This window comes from Aurantimonas marianensis (genome assembly GCF_024195285.1).
GTDB lineage: Bacteria > Pseudomonadota > Alphaproteobacteria > Rhizobiales > Rhizobiaceae > Aurantimonas > Aurantimonas marianensis.
This window is the reverse complement of record NZ_JALHBS010000026.1, coordinates 1-23,192: the sequence shown is the minus strand read 5'-3', so window position 1 is coordinate 23,192 and position 23,192 is coordinate 1. Positions and strand designations below refer to the sequence as shown.

21 protein-coding genes are annotated in these 23,192 nt (G+C 65.5%); 5 read left to right on the top strand and 16 right to left on the bottom strand.

Features of this window, described 5'->3' with window-relative positions:
- Positions 1-94: 94 nt before the first annotated feature.
- The 5 genes from MJ956_RS04420 to MJ956_RS04400 all read right to left on the bottom strand — a co-directional run bounded on the left by MJ956_RS04420 (position 95) and on the right by MJ956_RS04400 (position 5,375).
- Positions 95-517, bottom strand: a complete 423-nt coding sequence (locus tag MJ956_RS04420; RefSeq protein WP_253963268.1) for a ribulose bisphosphate carboxylase small subunit — start codon at positions 515-517, stop codon at positions 95-97.
- A 112-nt stretch (positions 518-629) separates the two neighbouring features.
- On the bottom strand, positions 630-2,090 hold the full coding sequence (locus tag MJ956_RS04415; RefSeq protein ID WP_253963267.1) for a form I ribulose bisphosphate carboxylase large subunit: 1,461 nt from the start codon (positions 2,088-2,090) through the stop codon (positions 630-632).
- 164 nt (positions 2,091-2,254) lie between these two features.
- Positions 2,255-3,337, bottom strand: a complete 1,083-nt coding sequence (gene fba / locus MJ956_RS04410; protein WP_253963266.1) for a class II fructose-bisphosphate aldolase — start codon at positions 3,335-3,337, stop codon at positions 2,255-2,257.
- A gap of 65 nt (positions 3,338-3,402) precedes the next feature.
- On the bottom strand, positions 3,403-4,278 hold the full coding sequence (locus MJ956_RS04405; protein WP_253963265.1) for a phosphoribulokinase: 876 nt from the start codon (positions 4,276-4,278) through the stop codon (positions 3,403-3,405).
- Between the two features lie 56 nt (positions 4,279-4,334).
- Entirely contained in the window at positions 4,335-5,375 is a 1,041-nt protein-coding gene (locus MJ956_RS04400) for a class 1 fructose-bisphosphatase (RefSeq protein WP_253963264.1), read from the bottom strand.
- Positions 5,376-5,506: 131 nt separating this feature from the next.
- On the opposite strand from MJ956_RS04400, the gene MJ956_RS04395 reads away from it, so the two are divergent.
- A complete protein-coding gene (locus tag MJ956_RS04395; protein WP_253963263.1) occupies positions 5,507-6,457 on the top strand; it encodes a LysR family transcriptional regulator in 951 nt (316 codons plus the stop codon).
- A gap of 103 nt (positions 6,458-6,560) precedes the next feature.
- On the opposite strand, the gene MJ956_RS04390 is transcribed toward MJ956_RS04395, so the two are convergent.
- Positions 6,561-6,998: a ferritin-like domain-containing protein gene (locus MJ956_RS04390; RefSeq protein WP_253963262.1), complete on the bottom strand. Its 438-nt coding sequence runs from the start codon at positions 6,996-6,998 to the stop codon at positions 6,561-6,563.
- A gap of 75 nt (positions 6,999-7,073) precedes the next feature.
- Between MJ956_RS04390 and MJ956_RS04385 the strand changes: the two genes are divergently transcribed.
- On the top strand, positions 7,074-7,232 hold the full coding sequence (locus MJ956_RS04385; RefSeq protein WP_253963261.1) for a hypothetical protein: 159 nt from the start codon (positions 7,074-7,076) through the stop codon (positions 7,230-7,232).
- A gap of 72 nt (positions 7,233-7,304) precedes the next feature.
- Here MJ956_RS04385 and MJ956_RS04380 read toward each other — a convergent pair whose 3' ends face one another.
- The 6 genes from MJ956_RS04380 to MJ956_RS04355 form a co-directional block, all read right to left on the bottom strand.
- A complete protein-coding gene (locus tag MJ956_RS04380) occupies positions 7,305-8,135 on the bottom strand; it encodes a TaqI-like C-terminal specificity domain-containing protein (RefSeq protein WP_256477732.1) in 831 nt (276 codons plus the stop codon).
- Positions 8,136-8,143: 8 nt separating this feature from the next.
- Positions 8,144-10,543, bottom strand: a complete 2,400-nt coding sequence (locus tag MJ956_RS04375) for an Eco57I restriction-modification methylase domain-containing protein (RefSeq protein ID WP_253963259.1) — start codon at positions 10,541-10,543, stop codon at positions 8,144-8,146.
- Between the two features lie 572 nt (positions 10,544-11,115).
- Positions 11,116-12,168: a type 2 isopentenyl-diphosphate Delta-isomerase gene (gene fni, locus MJ956_RS04370; protein WP_253963258.1), complete on the bottom strand. Its 1,053-nt coding sequence runs from the start codon at positions 12,166-12,168 to the stop codon at positions 11,116-11,118.
- 101 nt (positions 12,169-12,269) lie between these two features.
- A complete protein-coding gene (locus tag MJ956_RS04365; protein ID WP_253963257.1) occupies positions 12,270-13,820 on the bottom strand; it encodes an ATP-binding protein in 1,551 nt (516 codons plus the stop codon).
- A gap of 164 nt (positions 13,821-13,984) precedes the next feature.
- Positions 13,985-14,668: a D-lyxose/D-mannose family sugar isomerase gene (locus MJ956_RS04360; protein WP_253963256.1), complete on the bottom strand. Its 684-nt coding sequence runs from the start codon at positions 14,666-14,668 to the stop codon at positions 13,985-13,987.
- Between the two features lie 28 nt (positions 14,669-14,696).
- On the bottom strand, positions 14,697-15,983 hold the full coding sequence (locus MJ956_RS04355; protein ID WP_253963255.1) for a glycerate kinase type-2 family protein: 1,287 nt from the start codon (positions 15,981-15,983) through the stop codon (positions 14,697-14,699).
- A gap of 217 nt (positions 15,984-16,200) precedes the next feature.
- Between MJ956_RS04355 and MJ956_RS04350 the strand changes: the two genes are divergently transcribed.
- From MJ956_RS04350 to MJ956_RS04340, 3 genes are read left to right on the top strand one after another with little or no spacing between them, the layout of a single operon-like run.
- Positions 16,201-17,619 carry a cytochrome ubiquinol oxidase subunit I gene (locus MJ956_RS04350; RefSeq protein ID WP_253963254.1) on the top strand — a complete coding sequence of 473 codons (1,419 nt, stop codon included), beginning with the start codon at positions 16,201-16,203 and terminating at the stop codon, positions 17,617-17,619.
- A gap of 10 nt (positions 17,620-17,629) precedes the next feature.
- Positions 17,630-18,628 (top strand): cytochrome d ubiquinol oxidase subunit II, encoded by a 999-nt coding sequence (cydB, locus tag MJ956_RS04345; protein WP_253963253.1) that lies wholly within the window; start codon positions 17,630-17,632, stop codon positions 18,626-18,628.
- Positions 18,625-18,762, top strand: coding sequence for a DUF2474 family protein (locus MJ956_RS04340; RefSeq protein WP_253963252.1), 138 nt, complete (start codon positions 18,625-18,627; stop codon positions 18,760-18,762). Before cydB ends, MJ956_RS04340 begins: the two co-directional genes overlap by 4 nt.
- Here the strand turns inward: MJ956_RS04340 and MJ956_RS04335 are convergent, their stop codons facing one another.
- The 4 genes from MJ956_RS04335 to MJ956_RS04320 all read right to left on the bottom strand — a co-directional run.
- On the bottom strand, positions 18,763-20,253 hold the full coding sequence (locus MJ956_RS04335) for a UdgX family uracil-DNA binding protein (RefSeq protein ID WP_253963251.1): 1,491 nt from the start codon (positions 20,251-20,253) through the stop codon (positions 18,763-18,765).
- A 28-nt stretch (positions 20,254-20,281) separates the two neighbouring features.
- Positions 20,282-21,526 (bottom strand): putative DNA modification/repair radical SAM protein, encoded by a 1,245-nt coding sequence (locus MJ956_RS04330; protein ID WP_253963296.1) that lies wholly within the window; start codon positions 21,524-21,526, stop codon positions 20,282-20,284.
- A 171-nt stretch (positions 21,527-21,697) separates the two neighbouring features.
- Complete coding sequence (locus MJ956_RS04325; protein WP_253963250.1) at positions 21,698-22,507, bottom strand: FAD binding domain-containing protein; 810 nt, start codon at positions 22,505-22,507, stop codon at positions 21,698-21,700.
- A 134-nt stretch (positions 22,508-22,641) separates the two neighbouring features.
- The coding region (locus MJ956_RS04320) for a xanthine dehydrogenase family protein molybdopterin-binding subunit (protein ID WP_253963249.1) at positions 22,642-23,192 on the bottom strand (551 nt) is incomplete at its 5' end.

Genomic DNA, 23,192 nt, shown 5'->3' with positions numbered 1-23,192 from the left:
TTGCGGCAGCCCGCTCCTTGCAGAACGGCCGCTCGATCCGGCGCTTCGTCATCCTCGACCGCCAGGTCGGGAATGACGATGGCGGCGTGATGTCTCAGCCCGAGTACCGCTCGCCTTCCGGCTTGTCGGTCGCGTAGGTCTCGGTGGTGTAGCGGATGTTGCGGCCTTCCATCTCCTGCCGGCGCAGGCGGAAACCGGGCTCTTCCTTCGGCCGGTTGACGATGAAGCTGAGCTTCACCGATTCCCAGCCATGGGTGGAATCGAAGGCCGACATGCGGATGTAGCGGTCGCCATAGGCCTTGCGGCACGCCGTCAGCTCCATCATGACGCCGGCCGCGTCGGCGATGTCGAACATCGGATGGCCCCACATGTCCCAATAGGTGTTCCGGGGATGCGGGTCGTCGGTGTATTCCAGATTCACCGCCCAGCCATTGTCGAGACAGTATTGCACCTGTGCGGTGATCTGCTGGTCGGTGAGGTCGGGCAGGAACGAAAAGGCTCCCTGGGTGATGCGCATGGATCGAGTTCCTTAGTCTGGCGGCGGGCGGCGCTGCGCGCCGGGGCGGCCGTTGTGAGGGAATGATGACGGGCGGAGCGCGGAAGAGGAGGCACGCTCCGCCCTGGGCGGCTCAGGCCGAAGCCGTCGCCGTCACCTGATAATCGGGCGAGTCGGTCGAGGTGTAGTTGAAGGTCACGTCCTTCCAGGTATCGAGCGCCTGCTTCAGCGGCGTGCAGCTCTTGGCCGCCTCGTTGAGGATATCAGGCCCCTCGTTGACGATGTCGCGACCCTCGTTGCGGGCGAGGATCATGCACTCCAGCGCCACGCGGTTGGCCGTGGCGCCGGCCGCGATGCCCATCGGGTGGCCGATGGTGCCGCCGCCGAACTGCAGCACCACATCCTCGCCCAGAAGGTCGAGCAGCTGGTGCATCTGGCCGGCGTGGATGCCGCCGGAGGCGACCGGCATCACCTTGTTGAGCGAGGCCCAGGGCTGATCGAAGAAGATGCCGTTTTCCAGCTTTTGCGGCGTGAACTCGTCGCGGCAGATGTCGTAATAGCCCTTGGTCGTGGCCGGATCGCCCTCCAGCTTGCCGACGACCGTGCCGGCATGGATGTGGTCGACACCGGCCAGACGCGACCATTTGGCGATGACGCGGAAGGACACGCCGTGGGTCTTCTGGCGCGTATAGGTCGAATGGCCGGCGCGGTGCAGATGCAGGATCATGTTGTTGCGGCGCGCCCATTTGGCCATCGACTGGATCGCCGTCCAGCCGATGACGAGATCGATCATGATGATGCTCGATCCGAGTTCCTTGGCGAACTCGGCGCGCTCGTACATGTCCTCCATCGTCGCGGCGGTGACGTTGAGATAGCTGCCCTTGATCTCGCCGGTGGCGGCCTGTGCCTTGTTGACCGCCTCCATGCAGTAGAGGAAGCGCTCCCGCCAATCCATGAAGGGCTGCGAGTTGATGTTCTCGTCGTCCTTGGTGAAGTCTAGTCCACCCTTCAGCGCCTCGTAGACGACGCGGCCGTAATTGCGGCCGGAAAGGCCGAGCTTCGGCTTCACCGTCGCGCCGAGCAGCGGCCGGCCGAACTTGTCGAGGCGCTCGCGCTCGACGACGATGCCGGTCGCCGGCCCCTGGAAGGTCTTCACATAGGCCGTCGGCAGCCGCATGTCCTCGAGCCGAAGGCCCTTCAGCGGCTTGAAGCCGAAGACGTTGCCGATGATCGACGCGGTCAAATTGGCGATCGAGCCGGACTCGAACAGGTCGAGATCGTAGGCGATATAGGCGAAATACTGATCCTCGGTGTTCGGCACCTGGTCGACGCGATACGCCTTGGCGCGGTACTTTTCCGCCGCCGTCAGCCGGTCGGTCCACACCACGGTCCATGTGGCGGTGGAGCTTTCGCCCGCCACGGCCGCGGCCGCCTCGATCGGATCGACACCGTCCTGGGGAATGATCCGGAAACAGGCGATGACGTCGGTTTCCTTCGGCTCGTAGTCGGGCTCCCAATAGCCCATCTTGCGGTATTCCATGACGCCGGACTTGTAGCGGTCCTTGCCCTTGATGGTCTGTGAGGCCTGTTGCATAGCGCTCTCCTTCCTGGATCCCTGGTTGCGTGCCATCGCCGGTTCGGCAAATTTCGGCACGGCTTCTCCGTTCGCCGCGAGGAGTGCCCCGCGCCGTTCTGATTCGGCTTTGTCCCGGTTCGTTTGCTGCCCGGCCGGCTAACCGGTCGGGCGGCGGGCCCGCCCTACTCGGCGGCCTGGCGCATTGCGATGCGCGGTTCGAGTTCGCCCTTGGCGTAGCGCGCGGCCATTTCGTCGAGCGGCAGCGGCCGGATCTTGCCGGCCTGTCCGGCGCAGCCGAAGCGCTCGTAGCGGTCGCGGCAGAGCGTCTTCAACGCCTCCATCGCCGGCACCAGGAACTTGCGCGGATCGAACTCCTCCGGTTTTTCCATCGCGACCCGGCGGAACTGGCCGGTCATCGCCATGCGGCAGTCGGTGTCGATATTGACCTTGCGGACGCCGTGCCTGATGCCGCGGACGATCTCCTCGACCGGTACGCCGTAGGTCTCGCGCATCTTGCCGCCGTATTTGTTGATGATCGCCTGCAGATCCTCGGGCACCGAGGACGAGCCGTGCATGACCAGATGGGTGTTCGGCAGCTTCTGGTGGATCGCCTCGATGATGTGCATGGCGAGGATCTCGCCGTCGGGCTTGCGGGTGAATTTATACGCGCCGTGCGCGGTACCCATGGCAATGGCCAGTGCATCGACCTTGGTCCGGCGGACGAAGTCGACGGCCTGCTCCGGGTCGGTCAGAAGCTGGTCGGTCTCCAGCTTGCCCTCGAAGCCGACGCCGTCCTCCTTCTCGCCCTCGCCGGTCTCCAGCGAGCCGAGCACGCCGAGTTCGCCCTCGACCGAGGCGCCCACCCAATGGGCCATCCGCGTCACCCGCTCGGTGATCTCGACATTGTAGTCGTAAGAGGCGGGCGTCGTCATGTCGGCTTCCAGCGAACCGTCCATCATCACCGAGGTGAAGCCGTGGCAGATGGCGGAGAGACAGGTCTGCTCGTTGTTGCCGTGGTCCTGATGGATGCAGACCGGGATCTGCGGAAACATCTCGACCAGCGCGTCCATCATCTTCGACAGCATGATGTCCTTGGCGTAGGAGCGCGCCCCGCGCGAGGCCTGCATGATCACCGGCGCGTCGCACTTTGCGGCGGCCTCCATGATCGCCAGCCCCTGCTCCATATTGTTGATGTTGAAGGCGGGGACGCCGTAGTCGTTCTCGGCGGCGTGATCGAGAAGCTGGCGGAGGGTGATCTTGGCCATGAGGGTCTGGTCTCCTTGATTGGGCCGGTCGGTCCTGGTCGGCGGGCGATCCCGTCGAGCGGCGCTCAGGACGCGCGGCGCTTTCTTTCCATCAGCTGCAGGATCAGCGGCGTCAGGATGAGTTGCATGGCGATGTCGAGCTTGTTGCCCGGGGCGACGATGGAATTGGCGCGCGACATGAAGCTGCCGGGGATCATCGACAACAGATACGGAAAGTCGATGCCGCGCGGATTGGCGAAACGGATGACGATCATCGATTCGTCCGCCGTCGGAATCCAGCGCGCGATGAACGGGTCGGACGTGTCGACGATCGGCACGCGCTGGAAGTTGATGTTGGTGCGGGCGAATTGCGGGCAGATGTATTTCACATAGTCCGGCATGCGGCGCAGGATCACGTCCATCACCGCCTCCGTCGAATAGCCGCGCGAGGCCTTGTCGCGGTGGATCTTCTGGATCCATTCGAGGTTGATCACCGGCACGACGCCGATTTTCAGGTCGGCCAGCGGCGCGAGATCGACCGTATCGGTCTTCACGCAGCCGTGCAGGCCCTCGTAGAACAGAAGATCGCTGCCCTCCTCCAGCTCCGCCCAGTCCGAGAAGGTGCCCGGCGCGCCGCCATAGAGCCTCGCCTCACCCTCGTCGTGAATGTAGTGCCGGGTCTCGCCGCGGCCCTTGCGGCCATAGTCTGAAAACACCTCCTGCAACTTCTCGAGGATGTTCGCCTCGGGACTGAAATGGGAGAAGTTGCGGTTTCCGCTGCGCTCCTCCTCGGCCATCTTGTCCTTCATCGCCTGCCGGTCGTAGCGGTGGAAGGCGTCGCCCTCGATGAACACGGCCTTCACCTCCTCGCGGCGGAAGATCTGGTCGAAGATGTTCTTCACCGAGGTGGTGCCGGCGCCGGACGAGCCGGTAATGGCGATGATCGGATGCTTGGCCGACATGTCTTGGCGTCTCCTCCCGGACCCGAAGCACTCCCCGCCTCGGGTCTCTTCTTCGCTCAGGCTCTGAACAGGCTGCGCTTGCCGAACAGCGGCGAGCGCTCGCTCAGCGCCGCCGGATCGGCGATGTAGCGGCCGACCCGTTCGACCTCGCGCCGCGAGCCGAACGCCAGCGGCGTGCGGGCATGCAGCCCCTCCGGCACGATGTCCAGAATCCGGTTGATGCCGTCGGTCGCCAGACCCCCGGCGTTCTCGACACAGAAGGCGACCGGATTGGCCTCGTAGACCAGCCGCAGCCGGCCCTTGGCGTAGCCCTTCCTGGCGTCGCCCGGGTAGAGGAAGATGCCGCCGCGCACCAGAATCCGGTAGCCGTCGGCGACCATCGAGGCGATCCAGCGCATGTTGAACTCGCGCTCGCGCGGCCCTTCCGCGCCGGCCAGGCAGTCGTCGATATAGTTGCGGATCTGCGGGTCCCAGTGCCGGTAATTCGACGCGTTGATGGCGAATTCGCTGGTCCGCTCGGGGATGCTTGCCGCCCCGTTCAGCTCGACGAAGCCGCCCGCGGCGGGCGAGAAGATGAACACGCTGGTGCCGTTGCCGAGCGACAGCACCAAGAGGAGCTGCGGCCCGTAGATGAAGAAGCCGGCCCCCAGCTGGCGCGAGCCCGGCTGCCGGAACACCGAGGCGGGGTCGGCCCTGTGTTCGTCGGTGGCCGGCAGGATCGAGAAGATCGTTCCGACCGAGACATTGGTGTCGATGTTGGACGAGCCGTCGAGCGGATCGATCGCCAGGGCAAGCGTGCCGGCCGGATCGAGCGCGACCGGCTCGTCCTGTTCCTCCGAACCGTAGAAGGCGATGGCAGACGCCTTCGCCGCCTCCAGGAAAACCCGGTCGGCGACGACGTCGAGTTCCTTCTGCACATCGCCGCCGGCGTTGGTCGCCTCGCGCGATGAGCCGGGATTGTCGCCGCCGCCGGCGATAATGATATCGCGCAGCTTGACCGCGGCGGCGGCGAGCTCGCGCACCGTTTCGGCGACCTTTTCGCGGGTCGGATCCGCGCCTGCGGCGGACTGGAGATAGGCGTCGAGAGACGAGGGCATGTTTTTCTCCTGGGCGACGTCGAAGCTTGGCGGCTCCGTTCACCCGTCGTTGGAAGGATGTTGGATGGCGCTCATCGCTAAGTAAAATTCATTATCTTTACCCGATCGATAAATTAAACTATGGATCGGTCATGCGTAACCTCACATTGCGACAGCTGCGATCGGTTCAGGCGATCGACCATCACGGAACGATCGCCGCCGCCTCGCGTCTCCTCGGCCTGACGGCGCCGGCGGTGACATTACAGATAAAGCAGCTGGAAGACGATTGCGGTCTGGCATTGTTCGACCGCACCCGCGAGGGCATGCGCCTGACCGTGGCCGGCGCGGCCGTGCTCGACGCGGCCAACGCCATCGAAACGACGCTGAGGGCGCTGTCCGACGAGATCCTGGCGATCAAGGGGGTGCGTTCGGGCACGATCCGGCTCGGCGTCCTGTCGACGGCGAAATATTTCGCGCCCCGCCTGATCGCCGCGTTCCGGCGCGAATATCCCGCCATCGAGATCAAGCTGATCGTCGGCAACCGGCTGGAGATCATCCGGGATCTGAAATCCTATCAGCTCGACATCGCGCTGATGGGGCGGCCGCCGATCGAGTTTCCGGTCGACGCGATGGTGTTCGGCGACCATCCGCTGGTGATGATCGCGGCCCCCGGGCATCCGCTCGCCAAGGCCCACGACATCGACCGGGCGCGGCTCTTGAAGGAGACGATCATCATTCGCGAGCCGGGCTCCGGCACCCGTGCATCGCTGGAGGGATTCTTCGCCGGCCATCCGGGCGAGCTGGACGAGGTCAGCGTCGAGATGGGCTCCAACGAGACCATCAAGCAGGCGGTGATGGCCGGGCTCGGCATCGCCTTCATTTCGGCCCACACCATCGCCTTCGAGGTGGAGATGGGGCGGCTGGTCATCCTCGACGTGGCGCATCTGCCGATTCGCCGGCAATGGCACGCGGTCGGCCGCAAGGAGCGCATGCCGGCGCCGGCCGAGATCGCCTTCAGGGAGTTTCTCATCAAGCGCGGCGCCGCCCATCTGCCGCTGCTGGACAAGCTCTACCCGGCCGAGGGGCTGGTGGCCGAGGGCTGAGGAGGCGTCAGCGACGCGCCCGACCCGCTTTCGGGAAGCCGCTCCTGCGGGCTCTGGCAAGGGCGATCAGCCCTCGCCAGAGCCCGGCTTTCGGGGAGTTTTTTCAGTCGAACTGCTTTTCCAGCCGGTCGGCGAGCCGCTCGCCGGCGCTGATCTCGGCATGGGCGCGTTGGACCACGCTCCGGGTCTCGGGGGTGAAATCGGCGCGTTCGAGCGCCTCGCGGAACTTCTTTTCGATGTAGTCCTCGCCTTCTTCCACGCGTTCCGCCGCCGCCTTGTTGCTGTCCTGGAAGGCGTCCGACAGGCTGGTGAAGGCGCGGTGCGCCGCACCCATAGTGCTGCCCTTTTCGCGCCTGTCGCCACCCAGACGAAGGATTTCCTCGTTCAGCATGCGCACGGTCTCGCGGCGTTTGGCCGCTTGCTCGCGCAAGGTCTGCTTCAGGCCCGGATTCTTGGCCTTCTCGGCGGCTGTCTCATACCCGATAGCGCTGTCTACAGCGGTATCGGTGAGTGTTTCGAGAGTCGAAATTCCGTTGGTCACGGTCATACTCCTTGGTTCTTTTGCGTATCTGCGCATCGGAACGCACGAGCAGAGTTCCCGTTCCGCGATGGTGGGATGCCGATCCCTCGGCAGTGCTACGCGGTCTGCCGGCAGGAGCGCATTGCCGCCCCGGCCGAAACCGCCTTCAAGGACTTTCTCATCAAGCGCGGCGCGGTCCACCTGCCGCTGCTCGGCAAGCTCTACCCGGCCGAGGGGATTCTGGCGGTGGGGTAAGGGGGCGTAGGATGGGCGAGCTGTCCGATTTCGATCCTGATAAAATCATCGAAGGAGAGGTAATCTTCGGCGTCAGACCTGTCTTTCCAGCGATTTTTCTAGCAGCGCGATCTCCTCGGCCGTCAGGTCGAAGGCCTGATAGACCAGCCGGTCGATCTCCCGCTCGGCCGCCGCGATCTCGGCTGAGAGCCGCTGGATTTCGGCCGACGCCTCGGCGTGCAGCGCCTCCCAGTCGCCGCGCTCCCTCGGCACGATCTCGGCCTTCAGCGCCCGCTTCACCGCGGCGCGGAAGGCCGAAAAGTCCAGCTCGTGGAAATTCTCCAGCTTGCGCGAGAGCTTCGTGCCCGGCGTGGCGAGGTCCGTCAGCAGGCGGTGATGAAAGGTATTCTGACTAGCGAACCGGGAGCGAGCGGTTCGGCAAGCGTTCAACGCGTGCTCCGCGAGTTCTTTTGATCGCTTTCCGAAGTCGGCAATCGGTAGCTTTTCCACGTACTGAACCCGCAATTCGTGCCAACCATTCCGCACTGCCGGTGATATTGAGGTTAGAAAGCTCCACGCCAGAGTCGAATTTAAAAAGCCAAGGAGCAGATAGTCGGCGTCGGGAATGAAGTAGGACTTATCGTTTGAGAATGCGCCAGTTTCCTCGACCGTGAACATCCTCTCGTTTTGAAAGTGCGGATAGGAAATCTTCCGCCCCTCGAATTTCGGCTGATACGCCAGCTGCGCTTGCTGGAGCTCCCACCATTCCTGTTGCGTCGCGCGCGCCTCCAGTCGATCATTGAACGGCAGCAGCCAGTCGCGCACCGCCGGATAGGCATCGATATCCACCTTGCCGCGCGGCGTGTTGATCAACCACAGCCCTTCCGGCTCGACCCGCCAGCGCTTGATGTTCTCGCCCTTCAGGAACGGCTTCAGCAGTTCCGCCGATTCGCGTCGGCGGCGACCAGCCGGTCGCGGGTCTCCGTATCGATGACGAAGGCCTCGTTGAGACCGGTCACAATACCGCGCATAGGCGCGCCATAGACCTCGCCCAGCGTCTTGCGGCCGGCGACGATCTTGTCGCGCAGCGCCGCCAGTGAATCATCCTCGAATTGCCACGAGCCACCGGTGAGCCGGGCGCGCGGCATCGGCATGGCTCCCTCGGCGAAGGCGGTGCCGAGATCGCCCGGCGCGGTGCCGGCGATGTTCAGAAAACGAAGCTCGCCCTGAGGCGGGCCGACCTCGGCCTTCTTCCGCATTGTCAGGATGGCCGGATAGGTGGTGACGCCCTCGAAGATCTGGGCGTCGCCGAAATCGACCACCGTTTCCAGATCGGTATATTCGCCGAGCAGCAGCCGCAGTCTCTCGCCGTATCCGGCACGAAAGAAGCTCGATGTGGAAATGTAGCCGAGCCGGCCGCCGGTCTTGAGCAGCCGCACGCCCTTCTCGAAGAAATATGCGGAAAGGTCCGTGCGCTCGTCAGCCACCGTGTAATGCTCGGCCAGCCACGGCTTGACGGCTTTGAGATGCTCCATCCGCACATAGGGTGGGTTGCCGATGACGATGTCGAACCCGCCGCGGTCGAACACCTCCGGAAACGCCGTTTGCCAATCGAACGGCCGGTCCGCCGCTGTGGCGTCGTCGATCAGGCTGTTGCCGGCGCGGATCGTGTGGTCGAGTTTGGCCAGCCGGTGGTTTTGCCGCGCCGTTTTCAGCCACAATGCCAACCGGGTGATCTCAGCCGATTCGACGTTCAGATCGACGCCGTACAGATTCTTCGACAGGATTTCGTCGAAGCTGTCGAATTCCTGCTCCTCGCCGAGATCGGCGAGGCGCTCCGTCACCCGGCGGTATTCGGCCGCCAGCGCGTCGAAGGCCGCGACGAGGAAAGCACCGGACCCGCAGGCCGGGTCGACGATCGTCAGATCGCGCAGCGTCGCGAGGTAATCCTGCCAGAACGGGCGCTCCGCCGCCTCGCCCGGCCACGGCCCTTCGCCGCTTTCGGGAAGGCCGCGGGTCCCCGTGTGCGTTTCCAGAAGGTCCGCGAAGCGTTCGGCAAGTGTTTCGCTGATGGTGCGCTCGACGAGGAACCGCGTCACGTGATCGGGGGTGTAGACGACGCCTTCGCGCTTGCGCTGGGACACCGCGATCGGCTCGCCCTCGCGCAGCTTTTCAATGTCGCCGATCGACTGCTCGAAGATATGCCCGAGAACATTGACCGAGACTTCCTTGCCGTAATCCCATCTGGTCAGGCCCGCGACGTCCTCGGCCAGATGGTCCGGCAACACGACATGGTCGGCAACCGCGTCCTCGGCGAACAGACCGCCATTGTACGGCCAGACGTGGAGGGCGGGATTGCTGGTGGCGTTGCCCTTGTCGATCCAGCGGAACAGACGGCGGACATTTTGCCAGACCGGTTTCGGGTCGAAATGGTTCTGCTGCTCGATGGCCGTTGTGAAGATATGTTGCGGCAACATCCTGTTGCCACAGGCGAAAGCGATGAAGATCACCCGGTCCAGCAGCTTCTGTGCCGTCTCGATCGCCTTTTGCCGAACGAGTTTCGGACCGTCGGCGGAATCCGTCAGAAACGCCACGAGCCGGCCGCGCAAGTCCCGGAAGTCGACATAGAGTTGATCGGTGACGTCCTTCAGCGCGTCGTCGGAAGCGCGTAGCAGCGCCTCGGTATCGCCGCCGATCAAACGCCGCGCTTCGAGCATCAAAAGCAGGCGTTCGAGTTGGGACGGCTCGTTGAGGCGGGATAGGTCGAACCGCTCGAAGGCTTCGCGTCCGCGCCCGAATCGGTAGAGCCTGATCTCCAGACAGTTGGACACGAGCACCCATTTGGCGCCGGGCGCGTCGGCGGCGTAGTCCCAGGCTTGCTGGACCGGGCTGATACCCCGGCCCGGCATGATCTTGTCAAGGTCCAGCGTATCCGGCCCCTTCATTTCGAAGGGGGCGAGAACATGATCGCCGTCGCCATCGGGAAAGAACCGCCCCAGCGCCACGTCGACCGGTTTGCGCCGGAGCATGCGCTCGAAGGCGAGGCTGTACTCCGCCTCGGCGGAAAACCCCTTGTAGCCCAGCAGTCCGGTTAGCACTTCGTCGAAGAAGACGTTGCGAACCTGGGTTTCCTTTTGCGCTCGGAACTTCGCGTTGCCGGCGCGCTTGGCGTAATCGCGAGCCAGCGCGATCTGTTCGTCCGTCGGCGCGGTGGCCTTGGTCGCCAGAGCCGCTTGAACGACCTTTTCGGCAAACAACGGGATATGCGGCAAGGGCGCGGGAACCCGTGTTCCAGCTTTTCCCGAAGAGGGAATATCCATGCCTGCTGCCATGAAGAGATTCATGGTCTCAGTTAATAGACGGTCGCCGAAGATCGCAACGCGGATCGTTCACGGACGCAAGCTTCCTCACATGTCTTTTTCTCCGAACCGCTATCACACCAAAAAAATTTCTCCCCACCCTTTCCGCCTCCCGCATACTGCCCTCACCGCCGGCCCACGGAACGGGCGCGAATGATCACCGGGATCGTTCGTTGGGCCAAGGGGAGACATCCCTGGCGGTGCGGTGTCCGCGACGGGGCTTCTTCCGGAGAAGCGCCGGCCCGGACGGCCCTTTGCTCCCGCCGGACCGTCCCCCACTGATGAGGGGTCCGTGGTCTGGGTCCACTTGAACGCCCCCGCCAGGGGCGTGAAGATCCGGCAGCGCGCGCAAGCCCATGAGAAAGGCGGGGTTTGCGTGTCGAAGGGTTGCTCAGATACCGCGCGGGATGCCGGAGGCGAACCGTATGACGTAAAACAGTCGGAGGGTTCGCCTCCGGCGTCCCGCCGCTCGTAAGGGCGGGACAGAATATCCAACTCTCCGGCCCGAGCGGGCGCGGAGGCGCTGTCGCATGGGGAAAAGCCCCTCACCCTTCCAGCAGCGCCGCTTCCCGCAGCGCGGCGCGGTCGGCCGAGCCGGTGGAGAAACAGGCGATGCGCAGCTGCCGGATCACTTCGGAAAAATGCGCGACGACCGCCTCGGCCGAGTGCTCGGCGCTCACCAGCGAGGCCGCTGCCTGGCCGGCGAGATCGGCGCCGAGCCGGATCGCTTTCGCCGCGTCGAGCCCGTTGCGCACCCCGCCCGAGCCGATCACCAGCGTATCCGGGCAGGCGGCGCGCACGTCGGCAATCGCGCGCGGTGTCGCAATGCCCCAGTCGGAAAACACCAGCGCGGTTTCGCGCGTTGCGGCATCCATCGCCCGTTCCGCCTCGACGGCGGCCCAGCTCGTCCCGCCCGCGCCGGCGACGTCGATCGCATGGACGCCGGCATCGACCAGCCGCCGCGCCAGCCGGCCGGAAATCCCGGCGCCGACTTCCTTGACCACGACCGGCACCGTCAGCGCCCGCGCCAGCCCCTCGATCGCGGCTAGAACGCCGCGCCAGTCGGTGTCGCCGCCGGCCTGCACCGCTTCCTGCAATGGATTGAGATGGACGATCAGCGCGTCGGCGTCGATCATCTCGACCGCCCGGCGCGCCTCGTCGGGACCATATCCGAGCGCCAGCTGCGCCGCGCCGATATTGCCGAGAATCGGAATGTTCGGGGCCAGGACGCGCAGCGACCGGTCGAGACCGCCCGAGCCGCGCCCCTCGAGCGCGATGCGCTGCGAGCCGACGGCAAAGGCGATGCCAAGCGTTTCGGCCGCCTCGGCGAGATAGGCGTTGATCCGGGCCGAGCGTGCCGGTCCGCCGGTCATCGAGCTGATCAGCAGCGGCGCCTTCAGCCGGCGGCCGAGGAAATCGGTCGACAGGTCGATCTCGGGGAGAGATATCTCGGGCAGCGCCACATGCTCGAAGACGATGCGGTCGAAGCCGTTCGGCGCCCGCCGCGCCGCGAGCGCGGGGGCGAGCACGATGTCCAGATGATCGCTCTTGCGCCCCTCGATGTCCCGCGAAGGCGCAGCGCCCGGTTGCTCTGCCACGTCTGCCTATGTCCTGTCAGTGGCGGTTGCCGCGATCAATGCGGTCGCCGCGCCCGATATTGGCATTTCGTTGCGGCCGGCGTCCACCGAGCGGCAACCCGTCAGCTTCGCGCCAGCCGCGCCGCCCGCCGCGCCCGCGCCTCGTCCAGCGCGTCGAGCTTGACCTCCGGCAGGCAGGTGCGCCAGTCGGTGCCGGCGATGGTCACCACCCGGTTGCCGCGAAAATCGGCGTCGGCGGTGATCAGGCCGCGTTCGTCCATGAAGCTCAGGAGGAACCGGCCGCGCGACGGCGAATGGCTGCCATAGGCGCGGGCCAGCGCCTCGTCCGAGGGACACTCCGCGCCGTCGCGGGCGGCGCGGGCGAGCATCATGTAGACGCCCTGCATCTCTTCCGGCAGGTCCGCGGCGCGCCCGACCACCGCCTGCCAGGCCTCGTCCTCGGTCTCGACGGAGACGCCGGCCCGGGCCAGCGACAGCCGGCGCCGGAACGCCGCCATGTCGGTTTCGGCGCCGCGCAGCCGCTTCAGCCGGCAATGGGTGAGAAAATCCTGGTAGAGCACTGGCACCGGCCGGAAGGCGGCGTCGGGGTCGTCGAGCATTTCTGCGAAGATCGCGTCGACCGCTGCCGCCCGCTCCTCGGCCGTGCGCGGATCGTCATCGACCGGCTCGCACAACGACGGTGCGGCGGCGACGCGTTCCAGAAGTTCGCGGGTCGCGATCGGCGCGTTCGCCGCCTCGGGACGCTGCGACGCGCTGGCAAACGTGCGCTGCGGACGCTGGCGCTCGGCCGCCCGGTCCTCTTCGCTGACGGTGAAGATCAGATCCTCCATCGCCTCGCGCGGCGTTTCCGGCAACGGCATCAAGGACGGCCGGCCGCTGCGCCCCGCCGTCTCGACCGAACCGATCTTGATCGGCACCGGACGCCGCGACAGCGCCGGCCCGAGGGCGACGAAATTGCCGGTTTCCAGATCGCGGAACCGCTCGGCCGCCCGCCGGTCCATGCCAAGCAAATCGGCGGCGCGGGCCATGTCGATGTCGAGGAAGGTGCGGCCCATCAGGAAGTTCGAGGCTTCCGCCGCGACGTTCTTGGCGAGCTTGGCGAGGCGCTGGGTGGCGATGACGCCGGCAAGGCCGCGCTTGCGCCCCCGGCACATCAGGTTCGTCATCGCGCCGAGCGAGGCCCGCCGCGCTTCCTCGGAGTGTTCGCCGGCCATCGCCGGGGCGAACAGATGCGCCTCGTCGACAGCGATCAGCATCGGATACCAATGGGCGCGGTCGGCGTCGAACAACCCGTTCAGGAAGGCGGCCGAGCACATCATCTGCACCTCCGCGTCGAGTCCTTCCAGATCGAGCACCACCGAGGCGCGATGCTCCCGGATGCGTCGCGCGATCCGCGTCAGCTCAGCCGGCGTGCGGTTGGCGTCGACGACGACATGGCCGTAGCGCTCGGCCAGCGAGACGAAATCGCCCTCCGGATCGATGATCGCCTGCTGCACCCAGTCGGCGCTGCGTTCCAGAAGACGGCGCAACAGGTGCGACTTGCCCGAGCCGGAATTGCCCTGCACCAGCAGGCGCGTCGACAGGAGCTCCTCCAGATCGAGCTCCGCCGGTTCGCCGGTTTGGGTCGTGCCGAGATCGACGGCAATCGTCATGAACAGTCTTTTCGCCGCAGGGGGTGGTCGTCGAGGTGCCGCGCCGGGCGACTCGGGAGCGAGAACCGGCAGGGCGTCATCCATAACACGCGGCCGCGCTCCGGAGTCGGGCACGCGGCATCATGTCCACAGAATCGCTCAGGCGATCGCTGCCTATCGCCCGGCTACAGCCACTTGTCATAGTCCGAAACCAGCAGATGCAGCGGGTCCTCGTCCTCTTCGATCTCGGAAAAACGGCCGATCGGCTCGCGGAAGATGTTGTCGGTGAGGTCGTCATTGACGGTCGAAACCTCGCCGATCAGAACGTCGCCGCCCTCGCCCCAGAAGGCGTGCCAGTTGCCGGGGAGCAGCGTCACGCTCTCGCCCGGCGACAGCTTGAGGACGCCGCCGGCCGGCAGCTTGCGGGTAATGCCGTCGGTAACGACAGTCACGTCCGCGGCTTCGTCGACCGACCCGTCCGGCGCGCTCTCGAAGAGTTCGAGCGCCAGCGTCGCGCCGCCGCGATTGATGATGTCCTCGGACTTCACGATGTGGCGATGCATCGGCGAGATCTGGTCGTGCCGCGAGATCATGATCTTTTCGGCATAGAGCATGCCGCGTCCGGCCTGAAGGTCGGCGTGGGCGCCGTTGCGCACGGTGAACAGGAACAGGCCGAGCCTGTCGTAATCGCCCTTGCCGTAGTCGGTGACGTCCCAGCCGAGCCGACGCTCGACGATCGCCGACAGGTCGTCTCGGCGGGCCTTCATCTCGGATGGCGAGAGATAGGCGAAGGGCGGCATGACGTAGCCGAAGGAGCGGATGAAGTCGTCGCCCTGGCGGATGATCTCGTTGACGCGCGAGCGTTTCACGGCTGGCCTCGTTTCGCTGCAGTGCCGCTCATCCGACGAGGATGATGCGGCAATCATTGACGTTGGTGTGGGTCGGACCGGGCACGAACAGATCGCCCAGCGCCTCGAAAAACCCGGTGGAATCATTGTCCGCAAGCGCTTGCTCGGCGTCGAGCCCTGCGGCCTTCGCCCGCGCCAGCGTGTTCGGTTCAACGAAGGCGCCGGCCGGATCGCTGGCAAGGCCGGTGCCGCCGTCGGTGCCGTCGGTGTCGCCGGACAGCGCCGCGATGCCGGCCTCGCCATTAAGCGCGACAGCCAGCGCCAGGGCATATTCCTGGTTCGGACCGCCGCGGCCCTCGCCTCGAATCGTGACGGTCAGTTCCCCGCCGGACAGGATCGCCAGCCGCTCGCCGCGCGCCTTGGCCTCAAGGGCCAGACGGGCATGCTGTCGAGCCACATCCCGTGCCTCGCCCTCGACGTCCGCGCCAAGGCTGTGGACGGTGTAGCCGAGCGCGGTCGCGGCGCTTTCGGCAGCCTCGAGCGAGGCGGCCGGCGTCGCGATGGTCCGGTAGTCGCTCGCCGCGAAGATCGGATCGCCGGGCTTGGGCGACTCGTTCGCCTGATCGTCAAGCGCGGCCCGGCACGACGGCGGCAGATCGATACCGCGCTTTGCAATGATCGCCCGCGCCTCGGCGAGTGTGGTCGGATCGGGCACGGTCGGTCCGGACGCGATGACGCTCGGGTCGTCGCCCGGTACGTCCGAAATCGCCAGGGTGAGGAGCCGGGCGTCGCCGCATGCGCGGGCGAGCCGGCCGCCCTTGATCCGCGACAGGTGCTTGCGCACGCAATTGATTTCGCCGATCCCGGCGCCGCTTCTCAAGAGCGCCCTGGTCACGGCCTGCTTGTCGGCGAGGCTGACGCCGACGGCCGGCAGCAGCCAGTTCGCCGAACCCCCGCCCGAGATCAGTGCGAGCACGAGATCGCCCTCGCCTGCCGCCTCGGCCAGTTCGAGAACCTTCGCGGTTGCAGCGAGTCCGTTTTCGTTGGGCAGCGGATGGCCGGCCTCGACGACGGGAATCGGCCCGGCATCCAGCGCATAGCCGTCGCGGGTGACGGCGATCCCGGTCAGGCGGGAGTCGGGAACGCCGTGAATGTCACGATAATGCGCGACGGCCGCCGCCGCCATCGACGCCGCCGCCTTGCCTGCGGCGAGGATGACGATCCTTCCGGTCGGGGGCTTCGGCAGATGGGCGGCGAGAATGGTCGAAGGGTGCGCGACCGCCACGGCTCGCTGAAAGATCGCGGTGAGATCGTCCCGCATCCGATTCTGGTCCATGTCGCCCCTGCCACTCGCTCGATCGACGCCTCTATAGCAGTCGAGCCGGGGGACGGAACAGCGGTGAAGCTGTCGGACACCCCCGCCATGTCGTGGCGCGACACGGGGAAAGACGGCAAGCGAAGGACGGCAAAAATCGTCGCAATCATCTTCTTCCGCAGTGCATGCGGCCTATGTTGGACGCACACGGATCGCATGAACCGCCGAAGGCAGCGCCATGTTCGAAGGCTTCGACCCCGTCCTTCTTGCCCGAGTTCAGTTCGGCTTCACCATCGCATTCCACATCATCTTTCCGGCCTTTTCGATCGGGCTCGCCTCCTATCTGGCGGTTCTGGAAGGCTTGTGGCTGGCGACCGGCAAGCCGGTCTACATGGATACGTTCAAATACTGGGTGAGGATCTTCGCCATCAGCTTCGGCATGGGCGTCGTGTCGGGCATCACCATGAGTTACCAGTTCGGCACCAACTGGTCGGTGTTCTCGGACAAGACGGGCCCGATCCTCGGCCCGTTGATGGGCTACGAGGTGCTCTCGGCCTTCTTCCTGGAAGCCGGCTTCCTCGGCATCATGCTGTTCGGCCAAAAGCGCGTCGGCCCGACATTGCATTTCGCAGCGACGTTCGTCGTCGCGCTCGGCACGCTGTTTTCCGCCTTCTGGATCCTCTCGGTCAACTCGTGGATGCATACGCCGACGGGCTATGGGATCAACGCCGCTGGCCAGTTCATCCCTGAGGACTGGTGGGCGATCGTCTTCAATCCGTCCTTCCCCTACCGGCTCGTTCACATGGTGCTGGCCGCGTATTTGACGACCGCCTTCGTGGTCGGCGCGGTCGGCGCGTTCCATCTGCTGCGCAGCCGCTACAACGCCAGCGCGCGGCTGATGTTCTCGATGGCGCTCTGGATGGCGACGATCGTCGCGCCGCTGCAGATCATCGCCGGCGACGAGCACGGCCTCAACACGCTGGAGCACCAGCCCGCCAAGATTGCCGCGATGGAGGGCCATTTCGAGACCAATACCGACGCGCCGATGCCGCTGACGCTGTTCGGGATTCCCGACATGGAGGAGGGAAGGACCAAATACGCCGTCGACATTCCCTATCTCGGCTCGCTCATCCTGACACGCTCGCTCGACGGCACAGTGAAGGGGCTCGACGCATTCCCGCGCGAAGACTGGCCCGATTCGACCGTGGTGTTCTGGTCGTTTCGCCTCATGGTCGGCATCGGCTTCGCCATGCTGGGGATAGGGCTGTGGTCGCTGTTTCGCCGGGTTTTCGGCTCGATCTATCGAAGCCACTGGCTGCAGCGGGCGATGATCGTCATGGGCCCGATGGGTTTCGTCGCCGTCATCGCCGGCTGGATCACAACGGAGGTCGGCCGGCAGCCCTTCACGGTCTACGGGCTCCTGCGAACGACGGACAGCGTGTCTCCGATCGCCGCGGAGGCGGTTGGCACGTCGCTCGTCGCCTTCATCGTCGTCTATTTCCTGCTGTTCGGCGCCGGCACCTTCTACATCCTGCGGTTGATGTCGAAGCCGCCGACGCCTTTCGAGGAGGAAGCACTCGACCACCCGACGAGAGCCGCCGGCCTGGCATCTTCCCCCCATCCCGAAGACGGTTCCGCCGCAAGCCCGGCCGAATAGGGAGACGACGATGGACCTTGCTATTCTCTGGGCATTTCTCATCGCCTTCGCCGTGATCGCCTATGTCATCCTCGACGGCTTCGATCTCGGAACCGGGATCTTATTCCCCTTGCTGCGGGAAAACGAGAACCGGGACACGGCGATGAACACCATCGCGCCGATCTGGGACGGCAACGAGACCTGGCTCGTCCTCGGGGGCGGCGGCCTGTTCGCGGTCTTTCCGCTCGCCTACGCCATCATCATGCCGGCGATCTACGCGCCGATCATCGCCATGCTGCTGGCGCTGATCTTCCGGGGCGTCGCCTTCGAATATCGGTTCAAGACGGTGCGCGGCCGCTGGCTGTGGGATGTGTCGTTCTTCATCGGTTCGTTCGTCGCGGCGCTCAGCCAGGGCATCGCCCTCGGCACGCTGGTCCAGGGCCTCGAGGTGTCCGGCCGCGCCTATGCCGGCGGCTGGTTTGACTGGCTGACGCCATTCTCGCTGATGACCGGCGGCGCCGTCGTCATCGGCTACGCGCTGCTCGGCGCGACCTGGCTGGTGATGAAGACCGAGGGAGAGCTGCGCGACATCGCGCGGCGCTACGCGTACTTCGCGGGGGTCGGCACGCTGGCGCTGATGGGGGCGGTCAGCCTGTGGATGCCGTTCATGAAGGAAGAATTCTACCTGCGTTGGTTCAGTTTCCCGCAGATTCTCTACGTCGCGCCGGTGCCGATCCTCACCGCCTTGGCGGCATTCAGCCTGTTTCAGTCGCTAGGCTCCGGCAAGGACGCGCGGCCGTTCCTGTCGGCGCTGGCGCTTTTCCTGCTCGCCTTCGCCGGGCTCGGCATCAGTTTCTATCCGAACATCATTCCGCCCGACGTCACGATTTGGGAAGCCGCCGCGCCGGACGCCTCGTTGGAATTCCTGCTGGTCGGCGCCTCGATCCTGATTCCGATGATCCTGGTCTATACCGGCTATGCCTATTGGGTGTTCCGCGGCAAGGTCCGCCCCGGCGAGGGCTACCATTGAGCCACCCTCAAGAGGGGGAGGACGCTGCCGGACCGTGGTGGAAGCGGCTGGGCTGGTTCGTCATCTTATGGCTGGGCGGGGTCGCTGCCGTCAGCCTGGTGGGCCTGGTGATCCGCGGCGTACTGATCGGCTGATCAGGCGCTCAGCTTCAGTTCCGGCAGGAAGTCCAGCACCATCGCCATGTCGGCATCGAATGCTTCGCTCTCTCGCGCCTGCGCCGCCTTATCGGGAAGCCGAAGGATGTAGGAGGGGTGGACGGTGACCAGCAGCTTCGTGGCGTCATCAAGGTCGATCAGCCGCGAGCGGGTGTCGCGGATGGTCACCGCCTTGCCGAGCACGGCCTGCGCCGCGGTCGCGCCAAGCGCAACGATCAGCTTCGGCTTGACCAGTTCCCGCTCCAGATCCAGCCACCAGCGGCAGGCCCTGATCTCTCCCATGTTCGGTTTCTGGTGGATGCGGCGCTTGCCGCGCGGCACGAATTTGAAGTGCTTCACCGCGTTGGTGACGTAGGCCTGGCGCCGGTCGATGCCGGCCGCCGCCAGCGCCTCGTCGAAGACCTTGCCGGCCGGGCCGACGAAAGGCTGACCGGCCAGATCCTCCTGATCGCCCGGCTGCTCGCCGACGAAGATCACCGGCGCGTCATCCGGTCCCTCGCCGAACACCGTCTGCGTCGCCGGCTCCCATAGCGGGCAGGCCTTGCAATGCCGCGCCTGTTCCCGCGCGGCGGCGATATTGCCCGGCCGCGCGTCATCCGCGCTGCTTTCCAGATCGAGGTTCGGCTCGTCATGCGTTGCCTTGGCCATGCGCTCACGCTCCTGCCGTCTTTGATGGGAGAAACTCGGCAGCGTCGGCGCGGTTGCGAGCATCCGGCGCGCAGCCGTCTCCGCACCTTCGATCAGCGGCTTGATCAACGCCGTCTCGGGCATGTTGGCCCAGTATTTCTTCGGCATCTCCGACTGCATCGCCTTCACCTTCAGCCGTGCCGGATTGAAGATCGATGCGTAATAGGTCAGCCACAGCGCCTCCATGTCGTCATCGGGCGGACGCATGTCCTTGGTCGCGCCGGGCAGAAAGGCCAATTCCGCGCCGTCCCAGTGGACCGAACGTTCCGGCGTCAGGATCGTCCAGACCATGCCGGCGAAGCGGCGGGCGAAGAACGGCGCGGTCAGTTCGACGACATGATGGAACGGCTCGAACCAGGCGATGTAGTGCCTGCCGCCCTCGCCGTCCTCGACCTCGCGAAACCGCACGAAAGCCTTCATCTTGTGGCTGTCGCGCCGCACCGCCTTTTCCATCGCCGTCGCGCGAAGGACATCGGGATCGGAGGCGATCTCGAGTAGCTTCCTTTCCGTCTGCAGCCGCCACAACAACCGATAGGCGAAGACGAACCGATCCTCCTCGGCGTGGCAGACCAGTTTTCGCGCGAGCTCCGGAAACGCCTTTGGAACCGTCGGTTGTGGCGCATCTCGTGGCGCTCCGGGCAAGGTTTCGGCGAACAGGCCCGGCGCCGCGGCGCCGACGACGAAGCTCATCTCCTCGGGCGAAATGCCAAGCGATAGCGCCGAGCGAGCCGCCTGGCGCCAGCCGTCGAAATCGGCGGGAGAGGCAAGGCGGGCGAAGAACATCGGAATTCGGCTCTCGTGCGTATCGAGCTCAGAACAACGACAATTGGGCCATTGCCTTCTGCCTCGGTACGAATGTGGCGCGCAGGCCTTCGCTGTCCGTCGCCGCGCCGGGCGACCAGTCGAGGGCGGTGATGAAAGGCCGCACCTTGGCGATCGACTGGCAGAGCCGGGCCACGTCGTCGAGCCTGAGCGTGCGATGGCGGCGGGTCGACAGGATGCGGTTGACCGCGCGGGCGCCGAGGCCCGGCACGCGCAACAGCATTTCCCGGTCGGCGCGGTTGACGTCCACCGGGAAGAGATCGCGGTGCTTGAGCGCCCAGGCGAGCTTGGGGTCGACGGCGAGATCCAGCATGCCGCCCTGGCCGCCGGAGACGATCTCGCCGCGATCGAAGCCGTAAAAGCGCATCAGCCAGTCGGCCTGATACAGGCGGTGCTCGCGCATCAGCGGCGGCTTGGCGAGCGGCAGCCGGCTGGAGGCGTCGGGGATTGGCGAAAAGGCGGAATAATAGACCCGCTTGAGGCGGTAATTGCCGTAGAGATTCTCCGACCGGCCGAGGATGGCATCGTCGTCGGAGCCGTCGGCGCCGATGATCATCTGGGTCGACTGGCCGCCGGGCGCGAAGCGTTGCGGCTTCGTCCGGTCCTTCCTCTCGCCCTTGTGCTCCTCGATCTTCGCCCTCAGATGGCCCATCGACCGGCGGATGTCGCGCGGCTTCTTTTCCGGCGCCAATGCCTCAAGGGTCAGGTCGGTCGGCAGCTCGATATTGATTGACAGACGATCCGCGAACAGCCCGGCTTGCTCGATCAGGGCGGGCGATGCGTCGGGGATCGTCTTCAGATGGATGTAGCCGGAAAAATTCTCCTCCAGGCGCAGTTTTCTGGCGATTCGCACCATCTCCTCCATCGTGTAGTCGGAGTTGCGGATGATGCCGGAGGACAGGAACAGCCCCTCGATATAGTTGCGCTTGTAGAACTCCATCGTGAGCTTCACGGCTTCCTCGACCGTGAAGCGGGCGCGGCGGACGTTGGAAGACGAGCGGTTGACGCAATAGACGCAGTCATAGACGCAAAAATTGGTCATCAGAATTTTCAAGAGCGAGATGCACCGCCCGTCGGGCGCATAGGCGTGGCAGATGCCCGAACCCTCGGTCGAGCCGATGCCCTTGCTCTTGGCCGAATCGCGCCGGGTCGAGCCGCTGGACGCGCAGGAGGCGTCGTATTTGGCGGCGTCGGACAGAATCGCAAGCTTGTCGATGAGGGTGGTCTTGGCCATGACGCCCATATAGCGTTCATGGAATGTTCTCACCAGCCACTTTCCGCGCCTATCGGCGAGACCCAGTGTCGCAGCCTCGATCCGGCAGCCATCAGCCGCCTCCATGCGGCGAAAAGGCCGGACGGATGCTCTCGCCCGCCCGGCCGACCTGAAATCTCGCGCCCTGCGCCGTCAGCCCGCGGCCTTGGCCTTGTTCACCGCCCGTTTGGTGATGATTTTGACGAGGTTGGCGCGATAGGCGGACGTGCCGTGCAGATCCGACAGCATGTCGCTCTCGTCCACCGAAAGCCCGTCGACGGCCGAGCCGTCGAAGTTCGACGACAGCGCCTGTTCGCCATCGGTCCAGCGGAAGGCGCCGCTCATGCTCGCGCCGGTGACACCGACCTTCACCTCGCCGCCGCGCTTGGCGACGAAAACGCCGCACATGGCATAGCGCGAGGCCGGATTGCGGAACTTTTCGTAGGCGCACTGGTCCGGCGCCTCGAAGGAGATCGCCGTCACGATCTCGTCCTCGTCCAGCGCCGTCTCGAACAGGCCGAGGAAGAAGTCGTCGGCCGCAATCTCGCGCTTGTTGGTTTGGATCGTCGCGCCGAGCGCCTTCAGGGCGGCGGGATAATCGGCCGCCGGATCGTAATTCGCGACCGAGCCGCCGATCGTGCCCATGTGGCGGACAGCGATATCACCGATCAGGCCGGCGAGTTCGGCGAAGCCGTGACAGGCGGCCTTCAAGCCCTCATGGTCGGCGATCTCGGCATGGGTCATGCCGCCGCCGATCCGGATCGACTTGCCGTTCACCGTGATGCCTTTCAGCTCGGCGATATGGCGAAGATCGACGAGGTCGGAGGGTGCGGCGAGCCGCTGTTTCATGGTGGGGATCAGCGTCATGCCGCCGGCGAGGAACTTGCCCTCGCCGCCGGCTTCACCGACCAGCTTGACGGCCGCGTCGATCGAGGTGGGGCGATGGTAATGGGTCTCGTACATCGGTTCTGCTCCCTCTGGCGCCGGGTCCGGATATCGCGGATGGACCGCGCGGCGCGATGGTTCGGATCGAAACGGGGCTCGGCGCCCCGAAAGTTTTCCCGGCGGCCCCTGCCACCGGGCGGTTCGTCGTGTTGTCAGGCGACCGCGTGAAGCGCCTTCCAGACCTTCTGCGGTGTCGCCGGCATGGTCAGGTCGTTGTTGCCGATCGCGTCGGTGATGGCGTTGATCACCGCCGGTGGCGAGCCGATCGCGCCGGCCTCGCCGCAACCCTTCATGCCGAGCGGATTGCCGGGACACAGGGTCTCGGTGGTCGAGACCTGGAACATCGGCAGGTCCCAGGCGCGCGGCATGGCGTAGTCCATGTAGGACGCCGTCACCAACTGGCCGGTCTCGTCGTAATGGGCCCCTTCCAGAAGCGCCTGACCGATCCCTTGCGCCAGCCCGCCATGCACCTGACCCTCGACGATCATCGGGTTGATCACCCGGCCGAAATCGTCGGCGGCAACGAACTGGATGATCTCGGTCGTTCCCGTATCGGGGTCGACCTCGACCTCGCAGATGTAGCAGCCGGCCGGGAAGGTGAAGTTGGTCGGATCGTAGAACGCCCCTTCTTTCAGGCCCGGCTCCATGCCGTCCGGCAGGTTGTGGCCGGTATAGGCGCCGAGACAGACCTCGTGCCAGGCCA